Annotated in this window: 19 protein-coding genes; 6 read left to right on the top strand and 13 right to left on the bottom strand. The window is 64.1% G+C overall.

Annotation, left to right across the window (positions count from 1 at the left end):
* Window positions 1-28 precede the first annotated feature (28 nt).
* On the top strand, window positions 29-970 hold the full coding sequence (locus C0Z18_RS06550) for a LysR substrate-binding domain-containing protein (RefSeq protein WP_102644558.1): 942 nt from the start codon (window positions 29-31) through the stop codon (window positions 968-970).
* Window positions 971-1,039: 69 nt separating this feature from the next.
* On the opposite strand, the gene C0Z18_RS06545 is transcribed toward C0Z18_RS06550, so the two are convergent.
* The 3 genes from C0Z18_RS06545 to C0Z18_RS06535 all read right to left on the bottom strand — a co-directional run bounded on the left by C0Z18_RS06545 (window position 1,040) and on the right by C0Z18_RS06535 (window position 6,449).
* The gene (locus C0Z18_RS06545) at window positions 1,040-2,437 is read right to left on the bottom strand and encodes an MFS transporter (protein WP_102644602.1); all 1,398 of its coding nucleotides are present in this window, start codon (window positions 2,435-2,437) and stop codon (window positions 1,040-1,042) included.
* Between the two features lie 206 nt (window positions 2,438-2,643).
* Window positions 2,644-4,413, bottom strand: a complete 1,770-nt coding sequence (locus tag C0Z18_RS06540; protein WP_408646970.1) for a S53 family peptidase — start codon at window positions 4,411-4,413, stop codon at window positions 2,644-2,646.
* A 359-nt stretch (window positions 4,414-4,772) separates the two neighbouring features.
* A complete protein-coding gene (locus C0Z18_RS06535; RefSeq protein ID WP_233217190.1) occupies window positions 4,773-6,449 on the bottom strand; it encodes a S10 family peptidase in 1,677 nt (558 codons plus the stop codon).
* A gap of 162 nt (window positions 6,450-6,611) precedes the next feature.
* Between C0Z18_RS06535 and C0Z18_RS06530 the strand changes: the two genes are divergently transcribed.
* Complete coding sequence (locus C0Z18_RS06530) at window positions 6,612-7,679, top strand: AI-2E family transporter (protein ID WP_102644599.1); 1,068 nt, start codon at window positions 6,612-6,614, stop codon at window positions 7,677-7,679.
* 46 nt (window positions 7,680-7,725) lie between these two features.
* On the opposite strand, the gene C0Z18_RS06525 is transcribed toward C0Z18_RS06530, so the two are convergent.
* The 3 genes from C0Z18_RS06525 to ltaE all read right to left on the bottom strand — a co-directional run bounded on the left by C0Z18_RS06525 (window position 7,726) and on the right by ltaE (window position 10,620).
* Entirely contained in the window at window positions 7,726-8,655 is a 930-nt protein-coding gene (locus C0Z18_RS06525; protein WP_102644557.1) for an RNA polymerase sigma-70 factor, read from the bottom strand.
* 90 nt (window positions 8,656-8,745) lie between these two features.
* Window positions 8,746-9,522 (bottom strand): arylamine N-acetyltransferase family protein, encoded by a 777-nt coding sequence (locus C0Z18_RS06520; RefSeq protein ID WP_102644556.1) that lies wholly within the window; start codon window positions 9,520-9,522, stop codon window positions 8,746-8,748.
* A gap of 63 nt (window positions 9,523-9,585) precedes the next feature.
* Window positions 9,586-10,620, bottom strand: coding sequence for a low-specificity L-threonine aldolase (gene ltaE, locus C0Z18_RS06515; RefSeq protein ID WP_102644555.1), 1,035 nt, complete (start codon window positions 10,618-10,620; stop codon window positions 9,586-9,588).
* Window positions 10,621-10,748: 128 nt separating this feature from the next.
* On the opposite strand from ltaE, the gene C0Z18_RS06510 reads away from it, so the two are divergent.
* Window positions 10,749-12,245, top strand: a complete 1,497-nt coding sequence (locus tag C0Z18_RS06510; RefSeq protein ID WP_158244209.1) for an aminotransferase-like domain-containing protein — start codon at window positions 10,749-10,751, stop codon at window positions 12,243-12,245.
* A gap of 32 nt (window positions 12,246-12,277) precedes the next feature.
* Entirely contained in the window at window positions 12,278-12,859 is a 582-nt protein-coding gene (locus C0Z18_RS06505) for a hypothetical protein (RefSeq protein WP_102644553.1), read from the top strand.
* Between the two features lie 29 nt (window positions 12,860-12,888).
* Here the strand turns inward: C0Z18_RS06505 and C0Z18_RS06500 are convergent, their stop codons facing one another.
* The 7 genes from C0Z18_RS06500 to C0Z18_RS06470 are packed head-to-tail and all read right to left on the bottom strand — an operon-like array spanning window position 12,889 to window position 20,148.
* Complete coding sequence (locus C0Z18_RS06500) at window positions 12,889-13,962, bottom strand: 2-aminoethylphosphonate aminotransferase (RefSeq protein WP_102644598.1); 1,074 nt, start codon at window positions 13,960-13,962, stop codon at window positions 12,889-12,891.
* A gap of 13 nt (window positions 13,963-13,975) precedes the next feature.
* Window positions 13,976-15,148, bottom strand: coding sequence for a phosphonopyruvate decarboxylase (gene aepY, locus C0Z18_RS06495; RefSeq protein ID WP_102644552.1), 1,173 nt, complete (start codon window positions 15,146-15,148; stop codon window positions 13,976-13,978).
* Window positions 15,145-16,842 carry a phosphoenolpyruvate mutase gene (gene aepX / locus C0Z18_RS06490; RefSeq protein WP_102644551.1) on the bottom strand — a complete coding sequence of 566 codons (1,698 nt, stop codon included), beginning with the start codon at window positions 16,840-16,842 and terminating at the stop codon, window positions 15,145-15,147. Before aepX ends, aepY begins: the two co-directional genes overlap by 4 nt.
* A complete protein-coding gene (locus C0Z18_RS06485; RefSeq protein ID WP_102644550.1) occupies window positions 16,839-17,603 on the bottom strand; it encodes a phosphocholine cytidylyltransferase family protein in 765 nt (254 codons plus the stop codon). The genes aepX and C0Z18_RS06485 overlap by 4 nt, the downstream gene beginning before the upstream one ends.
* A 48-nt stretch (window positions 17,604-17,651) precedes the next feature.
* Complete coding sequence (locus tag C0Z18_RS06480) at window positions 17,652-18,656, bottom strand: flippase-like domain-containing protein (protein ID WP_102644549.1); 1,005 nt, start codon at window positions 18,654-18,656, stop codon at window positions 17,652-17,654.
* A complete protein-coding gene (locus tag C0Z18_RS06475) occupies window positions 18,653-19,465 on the bottom strand; it encodes a HalD/BesD family halogenase (RefSeq protein WP_408646969.1) in 813 nt (270 codons plus the stop codon). Before C0Z18_RS06475 ends, C0Z18_RS06480 begins: the two co-directional genes overlap by 4 nt.
* The gene (locus tag C0Z18_RS06470) at window positions 19,462-20,148 is read right to left on the bottom strand and encodes a CDP-alcohol phosphatidyltransferase family protein (RefSeq protein ID WP_102644548.1); all 687 of its coding nucleotides are present in this window, start codon (window positions 20,146-20,148) and stop codon (window positions 19,462-19,464) included. The genes C0Z18_RS06475 and C0Z18_RS06470 overlap by 4 nt, the downstream gene beginning before the upstream one ends.
* 191 nt (window positions 20,149-20,339) lie before the next feature.
* On the opposite strand from C0Z18_RS06470, the gene C0Z18_RS06465 reads away from it, so the two are divergent.
* Window positions 20,340-20,804, top strand: coding sequence for a hypothetical protein (locus tag C0Z18_RS06465; RefSeq protein ID WP_102644596.1), 465 nt, complete (start codon window positions 20,340-20,342; stop codon window positions 20,802-20,804).
* A gap of 356 nt (window positions 20,805-21,160) precedes the next feature.
* Window positions 21,161-22,327, top strand: a complete 1,167-nt coding sequence (locus C0Z18_RS06460; RefSeq protein ID WP_102644547.1) for a porin — start codon at window positions 21,161-21,163, stop codon at window positions 22,325-22,327.
* The last annotated feature ends 1 nt before the right edge of the window (window position 22,328 follow it).

Genomic DNA, 22,328 nt, shown 5'->3' with positions numbered 1-22,328 from the left:
CGAAAATTCAGGATGATCGAGGCATGCGATGAGTCAAACGAACTTCGACGTGGCGGCGTTGCGCAGCTTCGTCACGGGCATGGACCTGGGCAGTTTCGCGAAGGCGGCGGATCGGGTGGGGCGCTCCACGTCGGCGGTGAGCGCGCAAATCAGAAAGCTCGAAGAGCAGGTGGGGGCGCCGCTGTTCCGCAAAGCGGGCCGCGGCCTGGGCTTGACCGATGCAGGCGAGGTCATGCTGCGCTACGCGCGGCGGCTCGTCGAGTTGAACGATGAAGCGGCGTTCGCGGCGCGCGGCACCGATCTCGAAGGATGGGTGCGTCTCGGGCTGCAAGAGGACTTCGCTGAGTCGGTACTGCCGAACGTATTGGGCCGATTCGCCCGAGCGCATCCGAAAGTGCGCATCGAGGCGCGCGTCGCTCGCAACGCCGATCTGACCGCGCGACTCGATGCGGGCGAACTCGACCTCGCGCTGGTCTGGGACGACCGCAACGTATCGATGCAAGCGCGGCGCGTGGCCGGTGCGAGTGTGGATGTCGCCAAGCCGCCGATGCGCTGGATCGGATCCGACGCGTTGCAGTGGTCGCCCGGCAGCGACGAGCCATTGCCGCTCGTTCTTTTCGACGGCGCATGCATGGTCTGCTCGCTCGCGACCGACGCGCTCGATCGCGCGGGCATCGCATGGCGCGTCGCGATGACGAGCCCGAGCCTCGCCGGCTTATGGGCCGCGGCGGCGGCGGGGCTCGGCATCACCGTGCGTACGCCGCATGGGCTGCCGCCCACGGTTCGCACGCTGGAGCCCGGCGCTTACGGGTTGCCGGCGTTGCCTTCGCTCGGGTTGACGTTGCTGCGCGCGTCGAGCACGGCCGCACCGCCGGTCGAGCAATTGGCTGCGATCGTCGTCGAAGCGGTCAAGGGTTATACGAGCACGAGCACCGACACCGGTCACGTTCACGGCATGGCGGCAGCCTAAGTAAGCGGCCTACGTAAGCAGCCTAAGTAAGCGGCACGCGTCGGCGACGCGAACCACGCGCACGGCCGCTTATCCGCGCGTGCCGCGAGCGATTTCGTCGCCGGCATCGGGGGAGAGCCGGCGCGTGATCGGAATGGAGCCCAGCGAGAATAGGCCGACGACGAGGAACGACGGCCAGAAGTCGGACCACTGAGCATGGGTATGTCCATGCAGCGCTCGCGATATCTGGAGGACGATCCCGCCGACCGTCACGCCGAGCCCGAGCGACATCTGCTGCACGACGCTGCCCAGGCTCGTGGCGCGTCCGATATCCTGGCTCGCGATCTCGGCGTAGATCATCGAATTGAGGCTCGTGAATTGGAGCGCGGGGAAGAAGCCGCCGAGCAGGACGACGAGCCAGATGACCCAAATCGGCGTGCCGGGGAAGAACGTTCCATAGGCCGCGATGGCGATACCGGAAAAAATCGCGTTATAGATGAGCACGGTGCGAAAGCCGAAGGCGCGCAACACGGACGACGTCATCGACCGCATGAACATGCTGCCGAATGCCGATGCGCACGTAATGGCGCCCGATTGAAACGCCGTCATCCCAAGGCCTTCCTGCAAGGCGAGCGGCAGAAGGAACGGTACCGCGCCGAGTCCGATACGAAACATCGATCCGCCCAGCACGCTGGCGCGAAACGTCGGAACGCTGAAGAGCTTCAAATCGAGGACCGGCCGCTGCGCGCGCTGGGCGTAGAGCACATAGAGCGTGAGAAGCAAGGCGCCCGTCACGCACATTTCGTAGGCGGAGCGATCCGAGACGAGATCGCTGCCGATCAGCGACAGGCCGAGCAACAACAGCGACGCGCCGCACGCCGCGAGCAGAAAACCGAACCAGTCGAGCGGGCCCGGATGCGGCTCGTGCGTATTGACGATGTACCGATTCGTGAGATAGATGCCGAGGATGCCGATCGGCACGTTGACGAAGAAAATCAACCGCCAGTGCAGGTAGGTGGTGATGAAGCCGCCGAGCAAGGGGGCGGCGGCCGGCGCGAACAGGGCGGGCAAGACCAGATAGTTCATCGCGCGCACGAACTCGGTTTTCGGCACCGCGCGAAAGATGATGATGCGCCCGACCGGCACCATCATCGCACCACCGACGCCTTGCAGAAAACGCGCGAGCGTAAACACATGCAGCGAGCGGGCGAAGCCGCAGAGGACGGAGCCGACGACGAAGATGCCGATGGCCGTTCGAAACACGGTGCGCGCGCCGAAGCGATCGGCCAGCCAGCCGCAAATCGGAATGAACACGCCGAGGCCGAGGACGTAGCTCGTGATCGCCACCTTCAGGGCGACCGGGTCGCTGCCGAAATCTCGAGCCATCGAGGGCAACGCCGTGACGATGATGTTTCCGTCGACGGATTCCATGAACATGGCGCAGGCCACGATCAGCGGGGCGATAAAGGCTTTGATGGCAAGCGGCATGGACAAGCGGCGCTGCAACGACAAGGCGTGGACAAGGACGCGAAGCAGCGATTATGCGCCGAGTTTTGCGAACGTGCCGCCTCAATGCAACGTTTGTTGCGCGCACAACGAAAAAGAGCCGGTCCGGCGAAGGGGGCCGGAGCGGCTCGGGTGTCGAGCTTGCGCGGCGAGTCGGGCGATTGCCCGCCGATTTGCCGCGTCGCTCGTTAGCGGGCGAACGAGTGGCTGTTCACATACGACGCGAGGTTGGACATGATGAAGCTACCCCAGCCGGTCGGATAGTCCCAGCCCTTGGCGGCCTTATAACCGTAACCCTGATAGCCGTTGTTGCCCGAGGTCACGTCGTGCACGAGCGAGGGCGTCGACTTCACGGCGCTATAGATGCTCGAAGCGGGGAAACCCAGCGAGTTCGAATGCGCCGATTCCAGCCGCGCCCACAATCCGACGAAAATCGGCGACGACAAGCTCGTGCCGCCGATCTGTTGGATTTGACCGTAGTTGTAGACGAGCGCGCCCGAGCCTTGGGCTGCATCGAACGAGATGTCGGGCACGGCCCGGCCGGTCGGCTTCGGGCTGACCGCCAGCGAACTCTGCCACGAGGGCAGCGATTCGACCTGGCTGATACCGCCCGTCGATGCCCACAACTTGCCGTTGCCGTCGAGCCCTTCGTTCCAAACCGTTTCGCTGCCCCAGCCGCCGCCGCTCGTCGTGTACAGCGTCGTGCCGCCGACCGAGATGACGTTCGGCGAGGACGCGGGCCACGAGATCGAGTACGTGCTGCCGTCCGGATAGCCGCGGTTGTTGCACTCGTAGGCGCCTTCGTCGCCCGATGAAACCGAGAACGTCTGGCCTTGCGCGACCGCCGTGGCGAAGATCTGATCTTCGGCGGCGACCGAGCCGTCGGCTTGCGCGTCGGTTTCGCACCAGCCGAGCGAAACGTTGATGACCTTTGCCGTGTTGTCGGTAACGGCTTGGTTGAACGCTTGAGTCAGGCCCGTGTTGCCGGAGGCGTTCAGGTCCGCTTCATAGAACAGGAGTTGACTCACGGCGCCGCCCGCGGCACCGACGACGTCCTGGCTATCGAGGTCCCATTCGCCTTGGCCTTCCTGGTCGTCGCTGTAGTTGCCGCTCGGATCACCCGCTTGGACGGCCGAAACGTTGACCGTGGGCAGGTTGTTCGCCTGGGTGAATTGATTCAAATCTTGCGTCGCTTGGTCGGCGCCGCCGATCGTGATGATGCCGACCGCGGTGTTCGAGGCGGTGGGCAAGCTGTTGGCACCGTAGATCGCCGGCCATTCGGTCGGATAATGTCCCGTCTCCGTGCCGGTGGCCATCGTCTTCGCTTGCGTACGCGGACCCCGCACGGCCATGGTGTGCGCGCGCGTCACGTTCTGCAGCCCGAGCACGGAGAGCACCGAGCCGCCCAGTTCTTCGGGCACCTCGGCGGGAGCCGAGTTCGCGAAGACGGTGCGTTCGCCCTTGCGGAAATGAACGAGCGGCGTGTTGAACGCCGTCTTCACCGTGCCGGCCGTGCCGTCGGCGGAAACCAAGAGGCGATTGCTCGACACGCGAATGTTGACGAAGCCGCTCTTGCGCATGTACGCGACGACCTTTTGCACTTGCGCTTCGGTCGGTGCGTAATCGGCGAGGAACTGCTTCGGCGTGAGGAAGTGATGATAGCGGCTGTTGCCGCGCTCGTTGACAGCCTGGCCGAGCGCCTTCAACCGGCTCAGGTTGCGAACGCGCAGGCTGACGACCACGTGCGCTGCTTCGCCCGCCGTCATTTGCGCCTCAGGCGCTGCCGCGAGCGTTCGCATTTGCGCCGGATTCAGAAACGCCCTCGTTTCCGTACTGACCCAATTCGTCCGAGCGCTGGCCGCTTGGGACGGCAGGGCAGCGACGACGAGCGGCAATGCGAGTGCCGCGGTTTTGCAAATACTTTGTACCGACCCCTTCGATTTTACTGTCGACTTCAATTTGACCTCCTAGGATTGCAACGCCAAGAGACGCCCTATCCGCGGGATAGCGGTGAGTCAACGGATTAAAAATTTTCTGCCGTCTCGAGCCATCGTTTCGATTGTGGAGTTAATAGAAACGCTCAACGATTTATTGAGCATGATTAACCTATCAGGCCAAAAAGGTGGCCGTGTAGCTGTTAGGAGTGGTAGTGGAAGTGGCGGTCTGTACGTGCTGCCGCGTCCTTGTGCTTGTAGACTTTGCTTCGAAGGGGGGCGTGGGCCTCTCGGGTGTCCTGATATATCGCTCTAGAAATGCGATATAAAAATAGAGAAATTAATCGGTCGAACGTTTGGATTGAGCGTTTCGCGTAATGTTATTACTGCCGGTTCGCCTCTTCGTAAAATCGATCCAAATCCTGCTTGAGCGCATGCAATGCCGCGTCGTCGAGGTAAATCATGTGGCCCGTCGGGTAATAGGTCATCCGCACGTTCGCGCGCAGCGACGGATCGAGGCCCATGTGCGCCAGGTCGTACTCGGTAGCGAAAAACGGCGTGGCGAGGTCGAAGTAGCCGTTTGCCGAGAGTACCTTCAGATGCGGGTTTTGCCGCATCGCTTCCGCCAGATCGGCTGCCGCGTACGGTACTTCCAGCGGCTCGCCCCACCAGGCATGGTGTTTCCAATCCCAGGCGTCGAGCACGTGATCGTTGAAGACCTTGTACGCGGCGTCGCTCGCATAGTGGAGATCTCGAGCCAAGTGCTCGTGAAAGGCCGCGTTGATCGCGCTGGAGATGAATTTTTCGGACGCATCGTAGCCGGGCGACGAGGAGTCTTCGTCGGCGTCGATCCCCTCGAAGCGGCTGTCGTAGCGCCCGAGGCTGCGTGCTCGATCCAGCAGCAATTGCTTGCGGAAATGCGAGGGCGAGACGCGCAGGCGCGCCCGCACGATGTAAGCGGCATCGAGTCCGGTGTATTGGGCGATACGCGCGGCGATCGCATCGCGCTCGGCATCGGGCAGCGCGTCGCCCTTGGCGAGCGCGGCAGCATAGGGGCCTTGCGCGAACTCGCGCACCTCGTTCAAGAACGCGCTCAAATCGGCCGGCTTCGCGGGGCCGAGCTTGTCGTGGTACCAAGCCGTGGCGGCGAACGAGGGTAGATAACGCACATACATCAGATCGAGGCCGGGCGCATGCATGCCCGAGTTGAGCACGGACGAGAGCAGCACGATGCCGTTCAGCGAGATCTCGTGTTGGCCGAGCCGGTAGGCCAGCATGGCCGCGCGTGCCGTGCCGTACGATTCGCCGATCAGATATTTCGGCGAATTCCAGCGCTCGTTTACGCTCAAGTAGCGGTCGATGAAGCGGACGAAAGCGTCTAGATCGCCGTCCACACTCCAAAAGCGCTTGCCGCTACCGTTTCCCACCACGCGAGAAAAACCCGTGCCGATCGCGTCGACGAAAACGAGATCCGTCGTATCGAGCAATGATTCCGGATTGTCGGCCAGCGTATACGGCGCGGGCGGCGTGGCGCTCGGGCTCGACGTATGGACCCGCTTCGGGCCGAACGAACCCATCAACAAGAACACGCTCGCCGCGCCGGGGCCCCCGTTGAACAGGAACGTGACCGGACGGGAGGCGTTCGGCTCGCGGGCCGTGTAGGCGACGTAAAACATGCTCGCCTCGGGTTCGCCCTTCTCGTTGCGCAACAGCAAGTTGCCCGCGGTGGCCTGGTACGCGAGCCGGCGGCCGTCCAGGCGCAGCGCGTGCTTGGTCACGACCGACGCTTCGCGCGCCTCGGGCGCGCTGCCGGTATCGGGCACCGCCGAGGATGCGTGCGCCATGCTCGCCGCGCTTGCGGCGTGGGCGGAGAGGGGGGTGTGGCTATCGCGGTTGGAGGGCGCCGTGGCGCTCGCAGATTGTTCCGCCGGCTCGGCTGTGCCGCCGCCGGCAGCGTATGCCGTCCCGCTTGCGCCGATGAGTGCGGTCAGGCTCACGACGACCGTGGCTGCCTTCATCAGGCGGATGCGGGATGGGAACCGGGTGAAGGGCGAGTGCATGACCGTTCCTGGGCGAAGGAGTAGGACGCGCCGCTTCGAATGCGCCCGCGTCGGCTCGATTTTTTTCAAGGTGCGATGCGAAGTCAAGGGCGGCGGAATCCAGCGCAGGCGAACTTCGATAACATGTCGGCGATCGACACCCTCATCGCAAAGGCGTTTCTCATGCCCATTTCCCCGCTTGCCGCGAAAGATAGCTCCGATGGAAAACGTAGGCAGCGCATCGCCACGCTAGTGCTTTATACCGTGCTCGTGGCGCTCGCGCTTTGGGTCATTCGATCGTTCATTCCTTCGATCGTTTGGGCGCTCGTGATCGCGATCGTTATATGGCCATTGTTACAACGGCTCAGTTCGCCCGCGCAGACATCCATGCGTGCGAGCGCCATCGCGTTAGGACTGACCACGGTCGTCGGTTTGTTCATCGTGTTGCCGATCGTGGGCATCTTTACGCAGGCGCTCCATGAGACGCACCATTTGATGCAGTGGATCTCCAATGTGGAGCAAAACGGTATCCCCGAACCCGATTTCGTGAAGCAGATGCCGTTCGGCAAGCCGATTGGAGAGTGGTGGCAGGCGAACCTAGCGCTACCGTTACAGGGGTCGCCGGCCATGCAGGAATTGCGCGGCAGCCATGTGGCTACCGCGGGACGCCAGTTCGGCAAGCTCGCGGTGCGTGGCGTCGTGCATTTCGGTTTCATGCTGCTCACGCTGTTCGTCGTCTTGCGCACCGGGCCCCTGGCGTCGGTACAGATCGTCCAGGCCGTGCGCCGTGTGTTCGGCGCCGACGGTACGCATCTGGCGACGCGGATGGCCGCCGCCGTGCGCGGAACCGTGACGGGACTCGTCGTGGTGGGACTCGGCGAGGGATTGCTGATCGGTATTTCCTATGCGGTCGCTGGCTTGCCGCACGCGGCCGAACTGGGACTCGTCACGGCCGTCGCCGCGATGCTGCCGTTTTGCGCGCCGGTCGCCTTCGGTCTTGCGGCGCTGTGGCTGTTCGTTCACGGCCAGATGGCCGGTGCGATCGGCGTGTTGGTCACGGGCACCGTCGTCGTCTTTTTGGCCGAACATTTCGTGCGCCCCGGGCTCATCGGCAGTGCCACGCGGCTGCCGTTCTTGCTCGTCCTATTTGGCATCCTCGGCGGTGCCGAGACCTTCGGTCTGGTCGGCTTGTTCATCGGTCCCGCATTGATGACCGTGCTAACCGTGCTATGGAGTGAGGCGCTGCGCTGACTCCGCCCGCTTCTGACAGGCTTCGCTATTTTTTATTGCTTATTGCTTATTGCGTTAGCCGCTGCGGAACGCCCGTGAGCTTGTCGGGATTGCGGATCGCGTAAATGCCGACGATGCGCTCGCCATCGGTCGCGAGCGCCATCGCCGATTCGAGCTTGCCGTCCAGATAGCGCAGAAAGCCGGGCTCGCCGTTGATGAGCGCATGGCGGTAAACCAAGGCCGGGCCGTTGCGCCGCCCCGTCACCCAGAAGAGATTGGCGATACGATAAGCGCCATGCAGCACCTTGAGGACTGCCGGGACCTTGCCGCCGCCATCGCCCACTAGCTCCGCATCGTCGGCCAACAGCGCCTGAATGGCGTCGCGCTCGCCGGAGCGCGCGGCGACGATGAATTTCTCGACGACGCGCCGGTGCGCTTCGCGCGGCACGTCGAAACGCGCGCGCGTTTGCTGCACGCGCTCGGAGGCGCGATGAACCATTTGGCGGCACGCGGCCTCGGTTTTGCCGAGCAGCGCGGCGATCTCGTCATATCCGTGATCGAACGCCTGGCGCAGCAAAAACGCGGCGCGCTCCTCGGCGGATAGGCGCTCGAGCACCCACAGCAAGGCGATCGACAGATCGCTGGCCAGTTCGGCGGCGGCCTCGGGCGTGTGCTCGTCGCTGGCTTCGACGAGCGGCTCCGGCAGCCACCAGCCGACGTACGCTTCGCGCTCGGCCTTCGCCGCGCGTAGACGATCGATCGACAGGCGGGTGACGACCGTGACGAGCCAAGCCTCGGCGGAGCGAACCGCCGTTCGATCGGTATCGTGCTGCCAGCGCAGCCAGGCGTCCTGCACGATGTCTTCGGCGTCGGCGCGTGTGCCGAGCATGCGGTACGCGATGGAAAACAGCCGGGGCCGAAGCGCCGCGAACGTATCGATTTCGGCGGGGGAGCGGGCTGGGCCGGTCGCGGGGGCGGTCGCTGGGTCGGTTGTCATGTCGGTTACGGATCTACGGGCGTACGAATGCTGAACGAACCTTAGACGCGGCACGCCGCCGTTTTGTGACAGCTCCCCACGCGGGGCCGGCTAGGTGCGGCTCGGCATCGTCAAGCCGAACTCGCGGGCGAGCAACTCGGGTAGCTCGCTCGCTGTCACGGTACGCTTTTCCGTGCGGCCGTGCGAGACGATTTTGAAGCTGTCGCCGCCCAAGATCTTGCGCCCGGCCTCGGTCATCACCACGGCCACGGTCATTCGTACGAAGATCGCGTCGGGATGCGTCGAATTCAAATAGTTGGCGGGTACGAAGTCCACCCACTCCTGCGGCGAAAGATCGAACGCGTATTGGTTCGTCCATTGCCCATCGACCTTTGCCTGCAGCAAGTAGAACCCGTCGTCGCCCAGACTGAGCTTGAAGAGGTCGTCGTCTTGAGCCACCTCGACGTCCAGCTTCGAAAGCGACATCGGCGCGCGAATGCCGTAGCTGCCGAATCCCAGGTCGCAGAGCCAGCGTTCGCCGCCGAGCGTCAGCACGAGTGCCATATGCGTGCGCGGGCGCCGCGCCGGGTAGAACATCGGGCGCGCGGCCACGAATCGATAGGTGATGCCGAGCGATGCCAACGCCATCGCGAACAGGCCGTTGACTTCGTAGCAATAACCTCCGCGCTTGCGGCCGACGATTTTTTCGACGATCTCCTCGGGCACGAGCGAGACGATCTTGCCGGCTTGGACGTCGAGGTTTTCGAACGGCACGGAGAACAGTTGCCGGCGCATCATGCGTGCGACGGTGTCGATATCGGCTTTCGGCGTTGCCGTGAAGTCGATTCTGTCGAGGTATTGCGTCAAGGAAAAATTATCGGCGTGCATGAGCGTGCCCGGTCCTTCGAACGAATGAATGAGGGGTGTGCGCAATGTTAAGCATCGCGTCGCTCACGATTGCCGGGCAAATTGCGAAGCGATCGAGAGGGCTTCCTGAACGGCGGCTGCGTCCACGTCCAGATGCGTGACCCAGCGCTGACGCGTGGAGCCATAGGTCGATACGACACCGATTCCGTGCTGGGCCAGGTGCGCGGCGAACGCGGGCGCGATCGCGGCGTCCACGCCGACGAAGACGATATTCGTATCGGGCTCCGTGACGGTGAGGCCGGGCAGCTTGGCCAAGCCTTGCGCCAGCGCGCGGGCGTTCGCGTGATCTTGCGCGAGCCGTTCGACATTGTGCTCCAGCGCGTAGAGGCCGGCCGCGGCCAGCACGCCCGCTTGGCGCATGCCGCCGCCTAGCATCTTGCGCCAGCGGCGAGCCCGAGCGATCGCGGCTTTCGAGCCGGCGAGGACCGATCCGACCGGTGCGCCGAGGCCTTTCGAGAGGCAGACCGATACCGTGTCGAACGGTTGCGCGAGGGTCGCGGCAGGCGTGCCGAGCGCCACGGCGGCATTGAGCAGCCGCGCGCCGTCGAGGTGGCATGCGAGGTTGTGCCGCTTCGCCAATGCGGTCGCGGCCAGCACATAACCGGTCGGCAAGATCTTGCCGCCGATGGTGTTCTCGAGCGCAAGCAGGCGCGTCCGTGCGAAGTGGGGATCGTCCGGCTTGATCGCCGCTTCGATGTCGGCCAGCGCGAGCGTTCCGTCGGCGGCGTTCTCGAGCGGCTGCGGCTGGATGCTGCCGAGCACGGCCGCGCCGCCGGCTTCCCATCGGTAGCAGTGCGCTTGCTGACCGACGATGTATTCGTCGCCGCGCTCGCAATGCGTCATCAGAGCGATCAGGTTCGACTGCGTGCCCGAGGGCACGAACAAGCCGGCTTCCTTGCCGATCAACTCGGCCACGCGCGCCTCGAGGCGCTTGACGGTCGGATCGTCGCCGAACACGTCGTCGCCGACCTCGGCCGCCGCCATGGCCGCGCGCATGGCGGCGCTGGGGCGCGTGACGGTGTCGCTGCGAAAGTCGTATTTCAATGCCGTTGTTTCCATGTTCGATCTCCTGTCCCGAAGTGCCGCGAAAGTGTGCTCATGATGGCACGACCGGCGACCCGTCCCTATACACAGCAGGGGCAAATCTGTTACATAACAGATTTCCGCGTTTCCCCTCCGGCTACCCCATGGATTGTCCCGTTCCGCTGTACCTGCAATTGGCACAACGTCTGTTGGATGCGATCGAGCAGGCGGCGATGCCGGAGGGAACGCGTTTGCCGTCGGTGCGCACGTTGGCGACGCAGCACGCGATGAGCGTCTCGACGGCGCTTCAGGCGCTGCGCTGGCTGGAGACGCGAGGGCACATCGAAGCGCGGCCCCGGTCGGGATATTTCGTGGCAAAGCGCCCGAAACGCGGCAAGCGCGCGAACGGGACGGGCGCCGCGAAGGCGGCCGGCGCCGGCCGATGGGCGCGGCCCATGCCCGAGCTCGATGCTCAGGCGCGCGATCATTTGGCGATCACGGCGGCGCCTACGACCGTTCGGCTCGACCTGGCATCCGCCGAGACGACGCTCTATCCGGTCGACCGGTTCAGCGTGCTGCTGCGCCGGCTGGCTTATCAGCATCGCGATCTGGTCGGGTCGCACGTGCGCGGCACCGGATATCCGGCGCTGCGTGCCCAGATCGCGCGGCAGGCGATGCAGTACGCTTGTGAACTCGATCCGGACGAGATCGTCGTCACGAACGGGTGTGTCGAAGCATTGAACTTGGCGTTGCGCGCGGTGGCGCGTCCGGGCGACGTGATTGCCGTCGAGTCGCCTACTTATTTCGTTCTCCTGCAGATGTTGCGGGCGCTGGAGATGCGCGTCCATTTGATCCCGTGCGATCCGGTGACCGGAATCGATCTGGATGCGTTGAAGGCAGCGTTCGATCGCGGCGTGCCGATCAAGGCCGTGGTGACCGTGGCCAATTGCAACAATCCCCTCGGCAGCGTGCCGAGCGACGCACGCAAGCGCGCGCTCGTCGCGCTGCTGCGCGAGCATGACGTGCCGCTCATCGAGGACGATATCTTCGGCGATCTTTGCTTCGGCGAAACGCGGCCTCGCCCCGTGCGCGCGTTCGACGACGCGCACGGGAATGTCCTGCTCTGCGGCGGGTTTTCGAAGAGTCTGAGTCCGGGATTGCGCTTAGGTTGGATTGCGGGCGGGCGTTTTACGGAGCGCGTCAAGGCGCTGAAGTACACCACGAGCATGGCCACGGCCGAGCTTCAGCAAGCAGCCGTCGCGGAATTGTTGGCCACGGGTGGGTACGCATTGCATTTGCGGCGGTTGAAGGCGGCGCTGCGTGTCCAACACAAATCGCTGCGCGACGCGGTGTTGAGTTACTTTCCAGACGGGACCGAGGTGACCGATCCGGCCGGCGGTCTCGTGCTTTGGACGAAGTTGCCCATGCTCGACGGCCAGCCGCGCAGCACGCGCACGCTGTTCGAGCAGGCGCGCGCCGAGGGGATCGGTTTCGCCCCGGGCCACTTATTCGGGGAGGGCGGGGCGTTCGACGATTGTCTGCGGTTGAATGCGGGCAATCGTTGGACGAGCGAACTCGAGGCGGCGGTACGACGGTTGGGCGAGCTTGCGACGCGCGCGATACCGGCGCAAGGCGTTGCCACGCGTGATTTGCAACTATAAAAGCGGTAAACGAAAAAGGGGCCTCGAGCCAGATGAAATACGATACGAACGTCCGGCTGACCAGGTGGGCGTGGGCATTGGTGTTGGCCGCCACGCTTTACACACGTTTCCATCCGATTCTTTTTGCCGCCAATCTGGGTATTAGCTTGGTCATGGCGATCGTTGCGTTCGTCGGCCTGTGCCGGTCGGGTTTCGAGAGGCGGTTTGCCAAAGGCCTTGTGAAAGGGCGGCTTCTGGCAATCTTGGTGCCGATCGTGTGGTATGGCTTTCTTGAACTGAATTTGCACCATTCGTGGGTCGAGAGGGTGGAAATCAGGCTGCACTCGAACAAATTTGCTTCATGTGCGGCTAGCGGTATCGCCGTGGACGCGGGGCAACGGCTCTCCGTCTGCGAAATCGACAATCGATGGTGGCGCTACGGATTCACGAAAGCGATCGTCTACGACTCGAGCCGTCAAGTCGCGCTCACCCATCCGCACCGGACACAGGCATGGGAGCTCGCCACACGTCGCATCGTGGAAGTGCCGTTCGGGATAGTGGGGTACTCCGTCTCCCCGCTTGGCGGAAACTACTACGCGCTCTTCTTCGAAGACGACGAATTACCCGATTTTTAAGGCCCCGTCTGCGTATTCGATGACGAGATTCACCGCGTGAGAAAGTCGAATGCATCGGCCAGCCGCTCGACGTCCTGCGCGTTCATATCACCCATGGTGGAGACGCGAAATAGCTGCTTGGACAAATCCCCTTGTCCCGCATAGATGACGAATCCGCGCGCCTTCAGCCCGTCGTGCAGCGTTTGATAGTCGATGCCGCGCGGTAGCGCATACGAGCGCAGCACGACCGAAGATTGCTCGGCGGGAATGATCGAGTCGATGCCGCGCGCCGCAAGCGAGCCGCGCACTTGTTCCGCCAGCGCCGCGTACCGGGCATGCCTCGCCTCTAGGCCGCCGTCTTCCTCGAATTCGCGCAATGCCTCGACGAGCGCGTAATACGCGTGCACCGAGGGCGTAAACGGCGTGCCTCGTTGCGACTGCAATTTCGCGAGGCGCGCCAAATCGAGGTAGTACGTGCGGCTCGCCGCCTCGTCGATGGCGCTGCGCCGCGCCACGACGAACGATGCCCCCGGCACGCCATGCAAGCATTTATTCGCCGTCGCGGCGACCGCGGCGATGTTCGCGCCGTCGAAATCGATCGCCTCCGCGCCGAAGCTGCTGACGGCGTCCACGAGCAGCCGCGCGCCGCGGGACCGGGACAACGCGCCGATATCACGGAGATCGTTGAGCCGTCCGGTCGTCGTCTCGTGATGAACGATCGCCACGTGCGAAAACGGCCCGTTCGCATCGAGCGACGCCTCGATGCGCGCCAAATCGGGTGCCTGCATCCAATCGTGCGTCACGACCTCGTGCGCGATGCCATATTGCTTGGCGATGCTCGCAATCCGTTCCCCGTAGACGCCGTTTTGCACGACGAGCAATTTGCCCTCGAGCGGAACGAGCGAGGCGATCATGCTTTCCACGGCGCCGGTCCCCGACGCGGTCATGAGCACGGCCGACCATGCTTTCGGATCGAGCCGATAGACATCGAGCAACCGAGCACGCGCCTCGTCCTGCAAGTCGTAAAACTCGCTTTCCCGGTGGCATAAATCGGGCTGCAGCAAGCTTTGCCGCACGCGATCGGTCAACGTCACGGGGCCGGGGTTCAGTAAAAGCGTTTTCATCGTGAGCAAATCCTCAAACCGCGCCGATATGGCGCATCAACCGGGCTCTGACCTCGACGGGCGAGATCGTGGGCCGAGGCAGGCCGTCGGGCGTGCCGCGGCGAATCGTGAGGCGCGCGAATCGAGGGCCGCGGCGTAGGGTGTCGTTCGGATCGTTAGAGAAGAGCCGATCGACGAGCGATAGGTCGTCCCCTTCGATGGCCGAAGCATAACCGCACGCCGCCGCGATGCTCGCGAACGAGACGTGCGGCGACACGGTAGCCTGGCCGCCCGTCGAATCGTGCGCGCCGTTGTCGAGTAACAGATGAGTCAGGTTCGCCGGGCCGTATGCGCCCAGCGTGGCGAACGCCCCCATACGCATCAGTGCCGCGCCGTCGCCGTCGATCGCCACGACATGCAGGTCCGGCCGCGCCAGTGCGAAGCCGAGCGCGAGCGGCATCACGCAGCCCATCGATCCGACCATGTAGAGTTGATTCGGCCGATCGTCGAGCGCATAGAGTTCGCGTCCGCAAAAGCCCGTCGAAGCGAGTACGACCGTCGAGCGCGGCGGCGTGTGCGCGATCACGCGCTCGAGCGCTTCGCGCCGCGAGGGCAAGCCGTCTTGCGGCGCACCGCGCCAATCCGATTGCGGCGCGCGAGCAGCGCCGCGTTTGAAGCCCGTATCGTCGAGCGGATAGGGCGCAACGCTGCCCTTTTGCATCACGAGCGCATACGGGCGGCCCGTCTTATCCATATGCTCGACGGCTCGTGCCAGGGCGGGCTCGATCGCCTCCGCCTCACGGGGAAACGGCTCCCACGGAATCTCCATCGTCTCGAGCAGCGCGGGCGTGATCGGTCCCATCAGCGCGTGCTGGGGTTCGTCGGCAACACCGGGCTCGCCGCGCCAGGTGACGATCAAAAGCTGCGGCAGCCGAAACGTCCACGTCAATGAAGTCAGCGGACTCACGGCATTACCGAGCCCCGAGTTCTGCATCATCGTGATGCCGCGTGCGCCGTCGCGCGCACCCAACGCCACGCCCGCGATCACCGCGACCGCATCGCCTTCGTTGGCCGCGCCGACATAGTGCAGCGACGGATCTTGCAGCACATAGTTGATGAAGGGCGTAAGAAACGAGCAGGGCACGCCCGCATACCAAGTAAAGCCGCGGCGGCGAGCCGCTTCCACGAAGTGTGCCGCTTCGATCATAAGGTGCCACCTTGGCCGTTGCGCGCGACGGCGAACGGCGTCTGCGCATGCGCGAAGTCACCCGCGCGCCGGAAATCTTCGAGGTCGTTCACGCCGCACCAATGCCCGTGCACGTACTGCACTTCCACGGCTTCGCCCGCGTCGATGAGCGCGTTGAGCAGCGCGGGCACGTCGAGGGCGTCGAAATCGGGCTTGAGCCTCAACTCGGCAAGCATCGTCCGCATCCGCTCGATGCCTTGCCCGCGAACGCTGAGCAATCCGATCCACCTGCCGTCGGGCGGCGCCGCACCCGGCCTGCCGCTATGTATGCGCTGAAGCAATGTCTTGCGGCCGAATAGGGCGCGGTCGTCGGGCGTCGAACAGTAGGCGAAATCTCGCACGCTTGAATTCGATGCGTGCGATTGCGACGAATCGACGACGACGGTGAACGGCGCCTCGCTTTCGGCGAGGTCGCGCAGGATATAGCTGCGAAACAGCAGATCGCCGTAGGAGAGCACGGTATCGGCCGTCAACGCTCCCGCATCGACGGCGCAGGCGAGCGACGCGAGCTCGCCGGTCTGCGCGTGCGCTTCATTGACGACGAGTTTGATGCCGGTGGCGTCGATCGCGTCGGCGCGATATCCGCCGACGACCGCGATGTCATTGATGCCTTGCTTCTTGAATGCATCGACGAGCCAGCGCAACAGCGGCTTGCCGGCCACGGGCAACATCACTTTGGGCCGCTCGGCCGTGACGGCCTCGAGCCCACGGCCGCGGCTTGCCGCCAGCACGATCGCGGCGCCGGGCTTGTGCGACGCCGACAAATAGACGCGTTCGGCCGCCGCGTACTCGTCGGCATCTTGCAGGCGGAAGATTTCTTCGACGCTGGCGATCCGGTCCTCGACATTGACGAGGGTTTCGCTTTCGCGAATCTCTTTCGCCACGGCCTGCATCGACGAAGCGGCCGCACGCACGAGATGGTTCGCCCAAATGACGGTGCTGATCCCCGCCTTGCGGAAGACTTCGGTGGGCGTACTGTAGTACTTCGTCGGGACGATGACGAGCGGGGCCCGGCCCGCCCACTCGCGCGCGAACGCCAGAATTTCGTCGGGGCGCGAGAGCTTGCTGTGGATCAGGATCGCATCGGCGCCGGCCTGGCGATACGCTTCGGCGCGCTCGAGCGCTTCGTCCAGCCCCCAGCCCGCGATCAATGCCTCCACGCGCGCCACGATCGAAAAGCTTGCTTCGGACTGCGAATCTTTACCCGCTTTGATCTTTCCGCAGAACTCGTCCACGTCGGCCAGCGGTTGGCGCTCGCCGCCGATGAAACTGTTCGTCTTCGGGAATTGTTTATCCTCGATGCACACGCCGGCGATGCCGCGTTGCTCGAGCTTGCGCACGAGGCGCCGCACGTTGTTGAAGTTGCCGTAACCGGTATCGCCGTCGAGCAAGATCGGCAGGTCGCTCGCGTCGGCCATGAATTCCAGCGTATCGACCACTTGGGTCCAACTGGCCTCGTTGTTGTCGCGCACGCCGAATTGCGCGGAGATCGCCAACCCCGACGCCCAAATGCCATTGAAGCCGGCCTCGCGCACGATACGCGCGGATAAGCCGTTGTGCGCCTCCATCAGGAATTCGAGCTCGTCGCTCACGAGCATGTCGCGCAGCCGTTCGAAGCGCGAGCGCGACGCAATTGCTGGCTCGCGCGCGTTCATCGTACGGCTCCCGCGGGTTGGGCGAGGCGCGGCAAGACTTCGGTCTCGGCGCGCGCGACGTCGCCGGGAAAGTCGATCTCGATCCACGGCAAGCCCGTGACGTCGGCTACGTCGTAGCGGCGCCCGCCTTCGAGCAACAGGTCGCGCACCGCCTCCTCGTGGGGCATGTTCTGCCGGTCGCTCGTCACGTATCCGGCAACGATCTGCGCAAGCCTGCGCGCGGTCTCTTCGCGGAAACGGAAAAAGCCGACCGATTCGCCGATCGTGTCGTATTGGAGCCCGACCGCAAGCTGCTTGCGCAACTCCACCGGCACGCCGTCCTTCAGGCACAGTTTCACGGGCTCGTCGCCCGTTTCGAAATCGCGGTCGATCAGCAACCGGTCGGTGCTCGGTCCGGTGACGAGCGCGCGCAGAATCGCTTCGTCGTACAAAACATCGGCGTCCATCAGCAGCACGTCGCCGCCGCGCGTCAGCGCATCGGCCATCGTGTGCACGGTCAGCACGCTACCCAGGTCGTATCGCGGGTTCAGCACGATCGCGGGCCGCGGCTGCCATTCGATCCGATCGAGTTCGGCTTCGACTTGCTCGGGCTGGAACCCGAGCGCGAGTTCGATCTCGTCGACGCCGAGCGCGCGCAGCGCCCGCAAATGGCGCTCGAGTAGCGTCACGCCTTGAAAGCGCAACAAGCACTTCGGAAACTGCTGTTGCGGCGGTTGCTGTAGGCGCAGGCCGAGGCCCGCGGCGAGAATGATCGCTCGCATGTTCTTTTTCTCCTGGCAAGAGCCGAGTGGCGCGACGGCCTGTGTGCGTCAATCGGCAAGGGGCAAGCCGGGCATGCGCCGGCGTCGCCAATCTCTTTCACTCCACTGCAAATAGACCATGCCGGGCAGCCCGAGTGCCAACTCCCGGGCGCGCTTCGCCAACGATAAAGCGAGCGCCGCCTCGGGCGAGAGGCCCACGACGTGCGCGAGCAGCAAGTACCCGCCTTCTTGCGCACCGAGCGAACCCGGAATCGCGAACGCGGCGCCGCGTATTGCCTGTCCCACGCTTTCGAGCAATAAGGCGTCCAACGCACTCACGGGGTGGCCGATGAAAAAAAGGGCGAGCCACACTTCGCCGATGCCGACGAGCCATCCGGCCAAGCTCAGCGCGAACGTGGCGGCGATCCGCGCGCGCCGGCGATACAGTGCGCGCACCGCCGCATCGATGGCATCCGCGCCCGCCGCCGACGCCATCGCGCCGTGTGGGCCGAAGAACTTGCCGATCACGCGGGAGAAGCGCCCGAACAAACCGCGTTGCTGTGCATAGTAGAAAGCGCCGATCGCGACCGCGAGCACGCCGCTCGCGGCGAGCGCGGCCAGATGCAGCGCATGCATCGCGCCCGCGCCGCGCCCGTGGGCGAACGCGGCGAACATCAGCATGCCCACGATGGCGAACACGATTTGCGCGACCGATTGCATGGTCGTCGATACGGTGACGGCCGCCGCCGCATCGTGCATCGGCCAGCCTTTTTGCGCGAGATGGCGCGCCATCAGCACCGGGCCGCCGATTTGCCCCGCGGGCAGCAAGCTATTGACGGATTCGCCCACCCACCTGGCACGGAGCGCGTTCGAAAACGAGCCCGGCCCCTCGATCAGCACGGCAATGGCCGCCGCATCGATGACGAGCGGCACGACGTGAAACGCCGCGACGAGCGCGAGACCCCAACCGGCCGTGGCCAGCGCCGCGGCGACGGCGCCCGCGCCTTGCCATGCGAGCAACGCGATGAAGAGCGCCACACCGATCGATAACGCAATCGCGGCAGTGCGCGTCATGCGGTGTCCGGGCCGGCGGACGGCCTGCCTTTGGCGCCAAACACGTTGAATACTTGGCGGAAGCCGAAATACGCGATGGCGTCTTTCATGTTCGACACGAACCGGCGCCACGGACGCATGCGCGCGTCGGTCACATACTCGAACGTCAGCGACACGCGCATTTCGCCGGCTTTGGAAGGTGTGATCCGATGGCGCAGTTTGTCGCCGTCGAAGAGCACGATCGCGCCCGGCGGGTATTGAATCGAATCGGCCACGGGCGACGCGCCGGGTGTGCGCGTGTGCAGCTCGTAGTCGAGGCGGCACGACGAATCGTCGATCACGCCGATGAGCAGCGTGTAGCGCCGTCCTTCGTAGTATGAGGTGTCGTAATGCCAGCCGATGTGATCGCCCTCGCGCGTGTAGTAGTAGAGCGCGTAGGCGTGCGGATCGTCCTGCGGCGAGGGCAGCAGCTTATCGCCGGTGATTGCCTCGAGCCACTCCACCAGCACGCGCGAGCGATACAGTTCGGCGATGTGCGGTGCGAGGCGATCGATCGTATGGCGGCTGACGCTGCCGCCTTGCTTGTGGCCGGGCAGGTAATTGCGATTGACCGCCGGCAGCAACGCGCGTGCGCTCTCGGCGAGCCGAGCCGTGAGCTCGCCGGGCACAAAGCGATCGACATAGACGAATGCCCCTTGATCGACGAACTGCTCGCGCAGCCGTTTGCGATCGAGCGTGTCGATCGAGACGCGCAACGCGCGATCGAGCGAGGATGAATCGTCGAGCCGCGCGGGCGCCGGCGCGCACGCGTCGTGAACGCGCGCGTTCACCTCGACACCCACGCTTCGCTGGGCTGCCGCGCCGGGCGTGCGCGGCGCACGACGCGCCGATAGTCGAAGGTGACCCACAGCGCGAATACGGGCGCACCGATCGATGCCGCGATCAGAAACGGTTCGACTTGCTGAGTGAGCGTAACGAGCGGCAACAAGTAAAGCACGTCTTCGGTTTCGAAGCCCGCCGCCGATGCTTGTTGCGTTCCGGCTTTGCCCGCCATGGATTCGATCCGCATGCGCAGATAGAAGATCAGCGCGACCGCGACGCCGGCGATGGCGCCGAGCCCGGTGAATTGCGACAGAGGCCGCTCGCCGTGCGATGCCGCGACGCCGAGGCCCATGCAAACGAACAAGGCGATGGTGACGAACGCATCGCTCGCCAAGTCGTAAAAGTGGCCGAACTTACTCGATTTGCCGCTGATGCGTGCGAGTTCGCCGTCCGTATGGTCGATGAAATTGGACAGCACGATCAGCAACGCGCCGAGATTGGTCGCCACGAACCCGCCGCGCGCGAGCGCGACCGCGCCGGCGACGCCCACGGCGAGCCTGACGGTGGTCAGGTGATTCGGGGTAACGCGTGAGGTTTTGAGCGGTGTGACGAGACGGCGAGCGAGCCGAGCGTCCCATGTGCGAGGCATGGGCGCGATGGCGCGATTGGAAGGGTCTGCGCGTTTATCCATCCGCAGAAATATATACGCTTTTACGGGGGCTTGCTTTCCACCTGGACATACCGGCGCCGGATGCGGCACGCCGCCGTAAAACGCGGTAAAGTGCCGCGCATTCGGCTAAATTGGATTCGGCACGCCGCGTGCAACGCAGCAAACCCGACTCGATTTCCACGCCCCGCCGCATGAGCGGGCGCCACCGTCATATGAACCGTTTCGCCATCGTTACCGCCACTGCCATCGTTCTTGCCGCCGGCGCGTTTTGTGTACCGGCATTCGCCACGTCGCTCGACGAGCCGCTGCATTGCGATCGTCCGGCCCACGAATTCGTCGGAGCGTTGGAATCGCAAGGCTTGATCGACCCGCATCCCACGCATGTCGAAGCCAATTCGATCAACGCTTTCAATCCAACGCGCGCGGCGGATCTGACCGCGTTCGGCTTTCACGTTTTCGCGATCGTCGGTTATCAAAAGGACGATCCGCTGTTCCACAAAGGCGACGGCAAGCCGCTCGCCGATTCCGCCTACGGCGCGGTCGTGCTCGGCTCGACCGACAGCGTCAAGGCGGCGGTCAGGGCCGGCGGAAGTTCGGCCATCGTTCATCACGTCGGACCGTTCATAACGGCGATCTTTTGCCAAGACGATGCCGACAAACCCGCCGACTCGCATTAATTGGATTTTCCCGTTGACGCATGGGGTGGCTGAAAGAGGTGGCTAAAACCCGGCAAGTTCTTCTAAGGGAAAATTCGGGGTTGCGGATATTTTTTGCCGGTATCTATCAAAACGGTCCGGCCGATTGCGTACCGCCTAACGCCAATCAGTTGGCAATAAGCAACGGTGCCGAGTCGGTGTGCAGCGCGAGATGGACTTGCGGACACGCTCGTGCAACCATCGTGTCCATCACGTCGCGGCGTATCGCGGCGAATAGTGCGGGGAAGGCCCAAAGCGATCCTATCGCCGATAACAAAGAGCCGGGCGCGGCCCGGTCATAGAACCTTTCTAATTCACTTGCCGGCTTGGAGCACTCGATGAAAAAGCACCTGTTTGCGCTCGCCGCGTTGGGAGCGTTCGCTGCGCCCGCGTTCGCGCAATCGAGCGTGACGTTGTACGGGCTGATCGACGAAGGTCTCAATTACACCAACAATGTTCAGGGCAAGCACAACTACGAGCTTGCCAGCGGCTTTGCTCAGGGCAGCCGTTGGGGCTTGAAGGGCTCGGAAGATCTCGGTAACGGCCTGAAGGCGGTCTTCCAACTTGAAAACGGTTTCGACGTGAACTCGGGCCGCCTGGGGCAAGGCGGCCGCATGTTCGGCCGGCAGGCGTTCGTCGGCTTGTCGAGCGAAGCCGGCACGGTCACGCTCGGCCGTCAGTACGACGCGCTGGTCGACTATCTCGCACCGACCACGGCGAACGGCAATTGGGGCGGTTATCTGCTGTCGCACCCGTTCGACAACGACAATACGGACAATTCGTTCCGCGTCAATAACACGATCAAATACGCGAGCCCCGACTACGCCGGCTTCCAATTCGGCGGCACCTATAGTTTCAGCAACGACACGGGCTTCTCGAACAATCGTCAATACAGCCTCGGTGGCCAATATCAGCGCGGCGGTTTGCTGGTGGCCGCGGCGTATTTGCAGGCGAACAATCCAGGCGCGACGACGGGCGGCGCGATCGCGACGAACGACGCGAACTTCGTCTCGTCGCGGCTGCGCGTGTTCGGCGGCGGCATCAACTATACGTTCGGTCCCGCGACCGCCGGCTTCGTGTATACGAATACGAACATCAGCAACCCGACCGGCAACAATTCGTACTTCACGAGCCTCGATTCGCTCGTCCCCACCACGGGGCCGCTCGCCGGAGCCACGGTCAATACGCTGAAGTTCCAAAACTTCGAAGTCAACGGCAAGTATCAGCTCACGCCCGCGCTGTACGTGGGCGCGCAGTACATCTATACGATGGAAAACTACGATACGACGCTCGGTGGCGTGAAGCCGAAGATCCATACGTTCGGGCTGATGGTCGACTACAACCTCTCGAAGCGCACCGACGTGTATATCCAAGGCGCCTTCCAGAAGGTGGCGGGCGACAGCACCGGCTCTTCGCTCGATCACGCGTACGTCCCGGGTGCGGACGATTTGTCGAGCACCTCGAAGCAGGCCGTCGCGCGCGTGGGGATTCGCCACAAGTTCTAAG

The sequence above is a fragment of the Trinickia dabaoshanensis genome, from assembly GCF_002879885.1.
GTDB classification, from domain to species: domain Bacteria; phylum Pseudomonadota; class Gammaproteobacteria; order Burkholderiales; family Burkholderiaceae; genus Trinickia; species Trinickia dabaoshanensis.
The sequence above is the reverse complement of the archived record's forward strand: the minus strand, read 5'-3'. Positions and strand labels throughout refer to the sequence as shown.

Excerpts from the sequence above, each read along its gene's own strand:
- C0Z18_RS06460 (WP_102644547.1), top strand. The coding sequence starts at position 21,161 with ATGAAAAAGCACCTGTTTGCGCTCGCCGCGTTGGGAGCGTTCGCTGCG.
- C0Z18_RS06470 (WP_102644548.1), bottom strand. The coding sequence starts at position 20,148 with ATGGATAAACGCGCAGACCCTTCCAATCGCGCCATCGCGCCCATGCCT.
- C0Z18_RS06485 (WP_102644550.1), bottom strand. The coding sequence starts at position 17,603 with ATGCGAGCGATCATTCTCGCCGCGGGCCTCGGCCTGCGCCTACAGCAA.
- C0Z18_RS06505 (WP_102644553.1), top strand. The coding sequence starts at position 12,278 with ATGAAATACGATACGAACGTCCGGCTGACCAGGTGGGCGTGGGCATTG.
- C0Z18_RS06500 (WP_102644598.1), bottom strand. The coding sequence starts at position 13,962 with ATGAAAACGCTTTTACTGAACCCCGGCCCCGTGACGTTGACCGATCGC.
- aepY (WP_102644552.1), bottom strand. The coding sequence starts at position 15,148 with ATGATCGAAGCGGCACACTTCGTGGAAGCGGCTCGCCGCCGCGGCTTT.
- C0Z18_RS06530 (WP_102644599.1), top strand. The coding sequence starts at position 6,612 with ATGCCCATTTCCCCGCTTGCCGCGAAAGATAGCTCCGATGGAAAACGT.
- C0Z18_RS06510 (WP_158244209.1), top strand. The coding sequence starts at position 10,749 with ATGGATTGTCCCGTTCCGCTGTACCTGCAATTGGCACAACGTCTGTTG.
- aepX (WP_102644551.1), bottom strand. The coding sequence starts at position 16,842 with ATGAACGCGCGCGAGCCAGCAATTGCGTCGCGCTCGCGCTTCGAACGG.
- ltaE (WP_102644555.1), bottom strand. The coding sequence starts at position 10,620 with ATGGAAACAACGGCATTGAAATACGACTTTCGCAGCGACACCGTCACG.
- C0Z18_RS06465 (WP_102644596.1), top strand. The coding sequence starts at position 20,340 with ATGAACCGTTTCGCCATCGTTACCGCCACTGCCATCGTTCTTGCCGCC.
- C0Z18_RS06545 (WP_102644602.1), bottom strand. The coding sequence starts at position 2,437 with ATGCCGCTTGCCATCAAAGCCTTTATCGCCCCGCTGATCGTGGCCTGC.
- C0Z18_RS06535 (WP_233217190.1), bottom strand. The coding sequence starts at position 6,449 with ATGCACTCGCCCTTCACCCGGTTCCCATCCCGCATCCGCCTGATGAAG.
- C0Z18_RS06550 (WP_102644558.1), top strand. The coding sequence starts at position 29 with ATGAGTCAAACGAACTTCGACGTGGCGGCGTTGCGCAGCTTCGTCACG.
- C0Z18_RS06525 (WP_102644557.1), bottom strand. The coding sequence starts at position 8,655 with ATGACAACCGACCCAGCGACCGCCCCCGCGACCGGCCCAGCCCGCTCC.
- C0Z18_RS06520 (WP_102644556.1), bottom strand. The coding sequence starts at position 9,522 with ATGCACGCCGATAATTTTTCCTTGACGCAATACCTCGACAGAATCGAC.
- C0Z18_RS06480 (WP_102644549.1), bottom strand. The coding sequence starts at position 18,656 with ATGACGCGCACTGCCGCGATTGCGTTATCGATCGGTGTGGCGCTCTTC.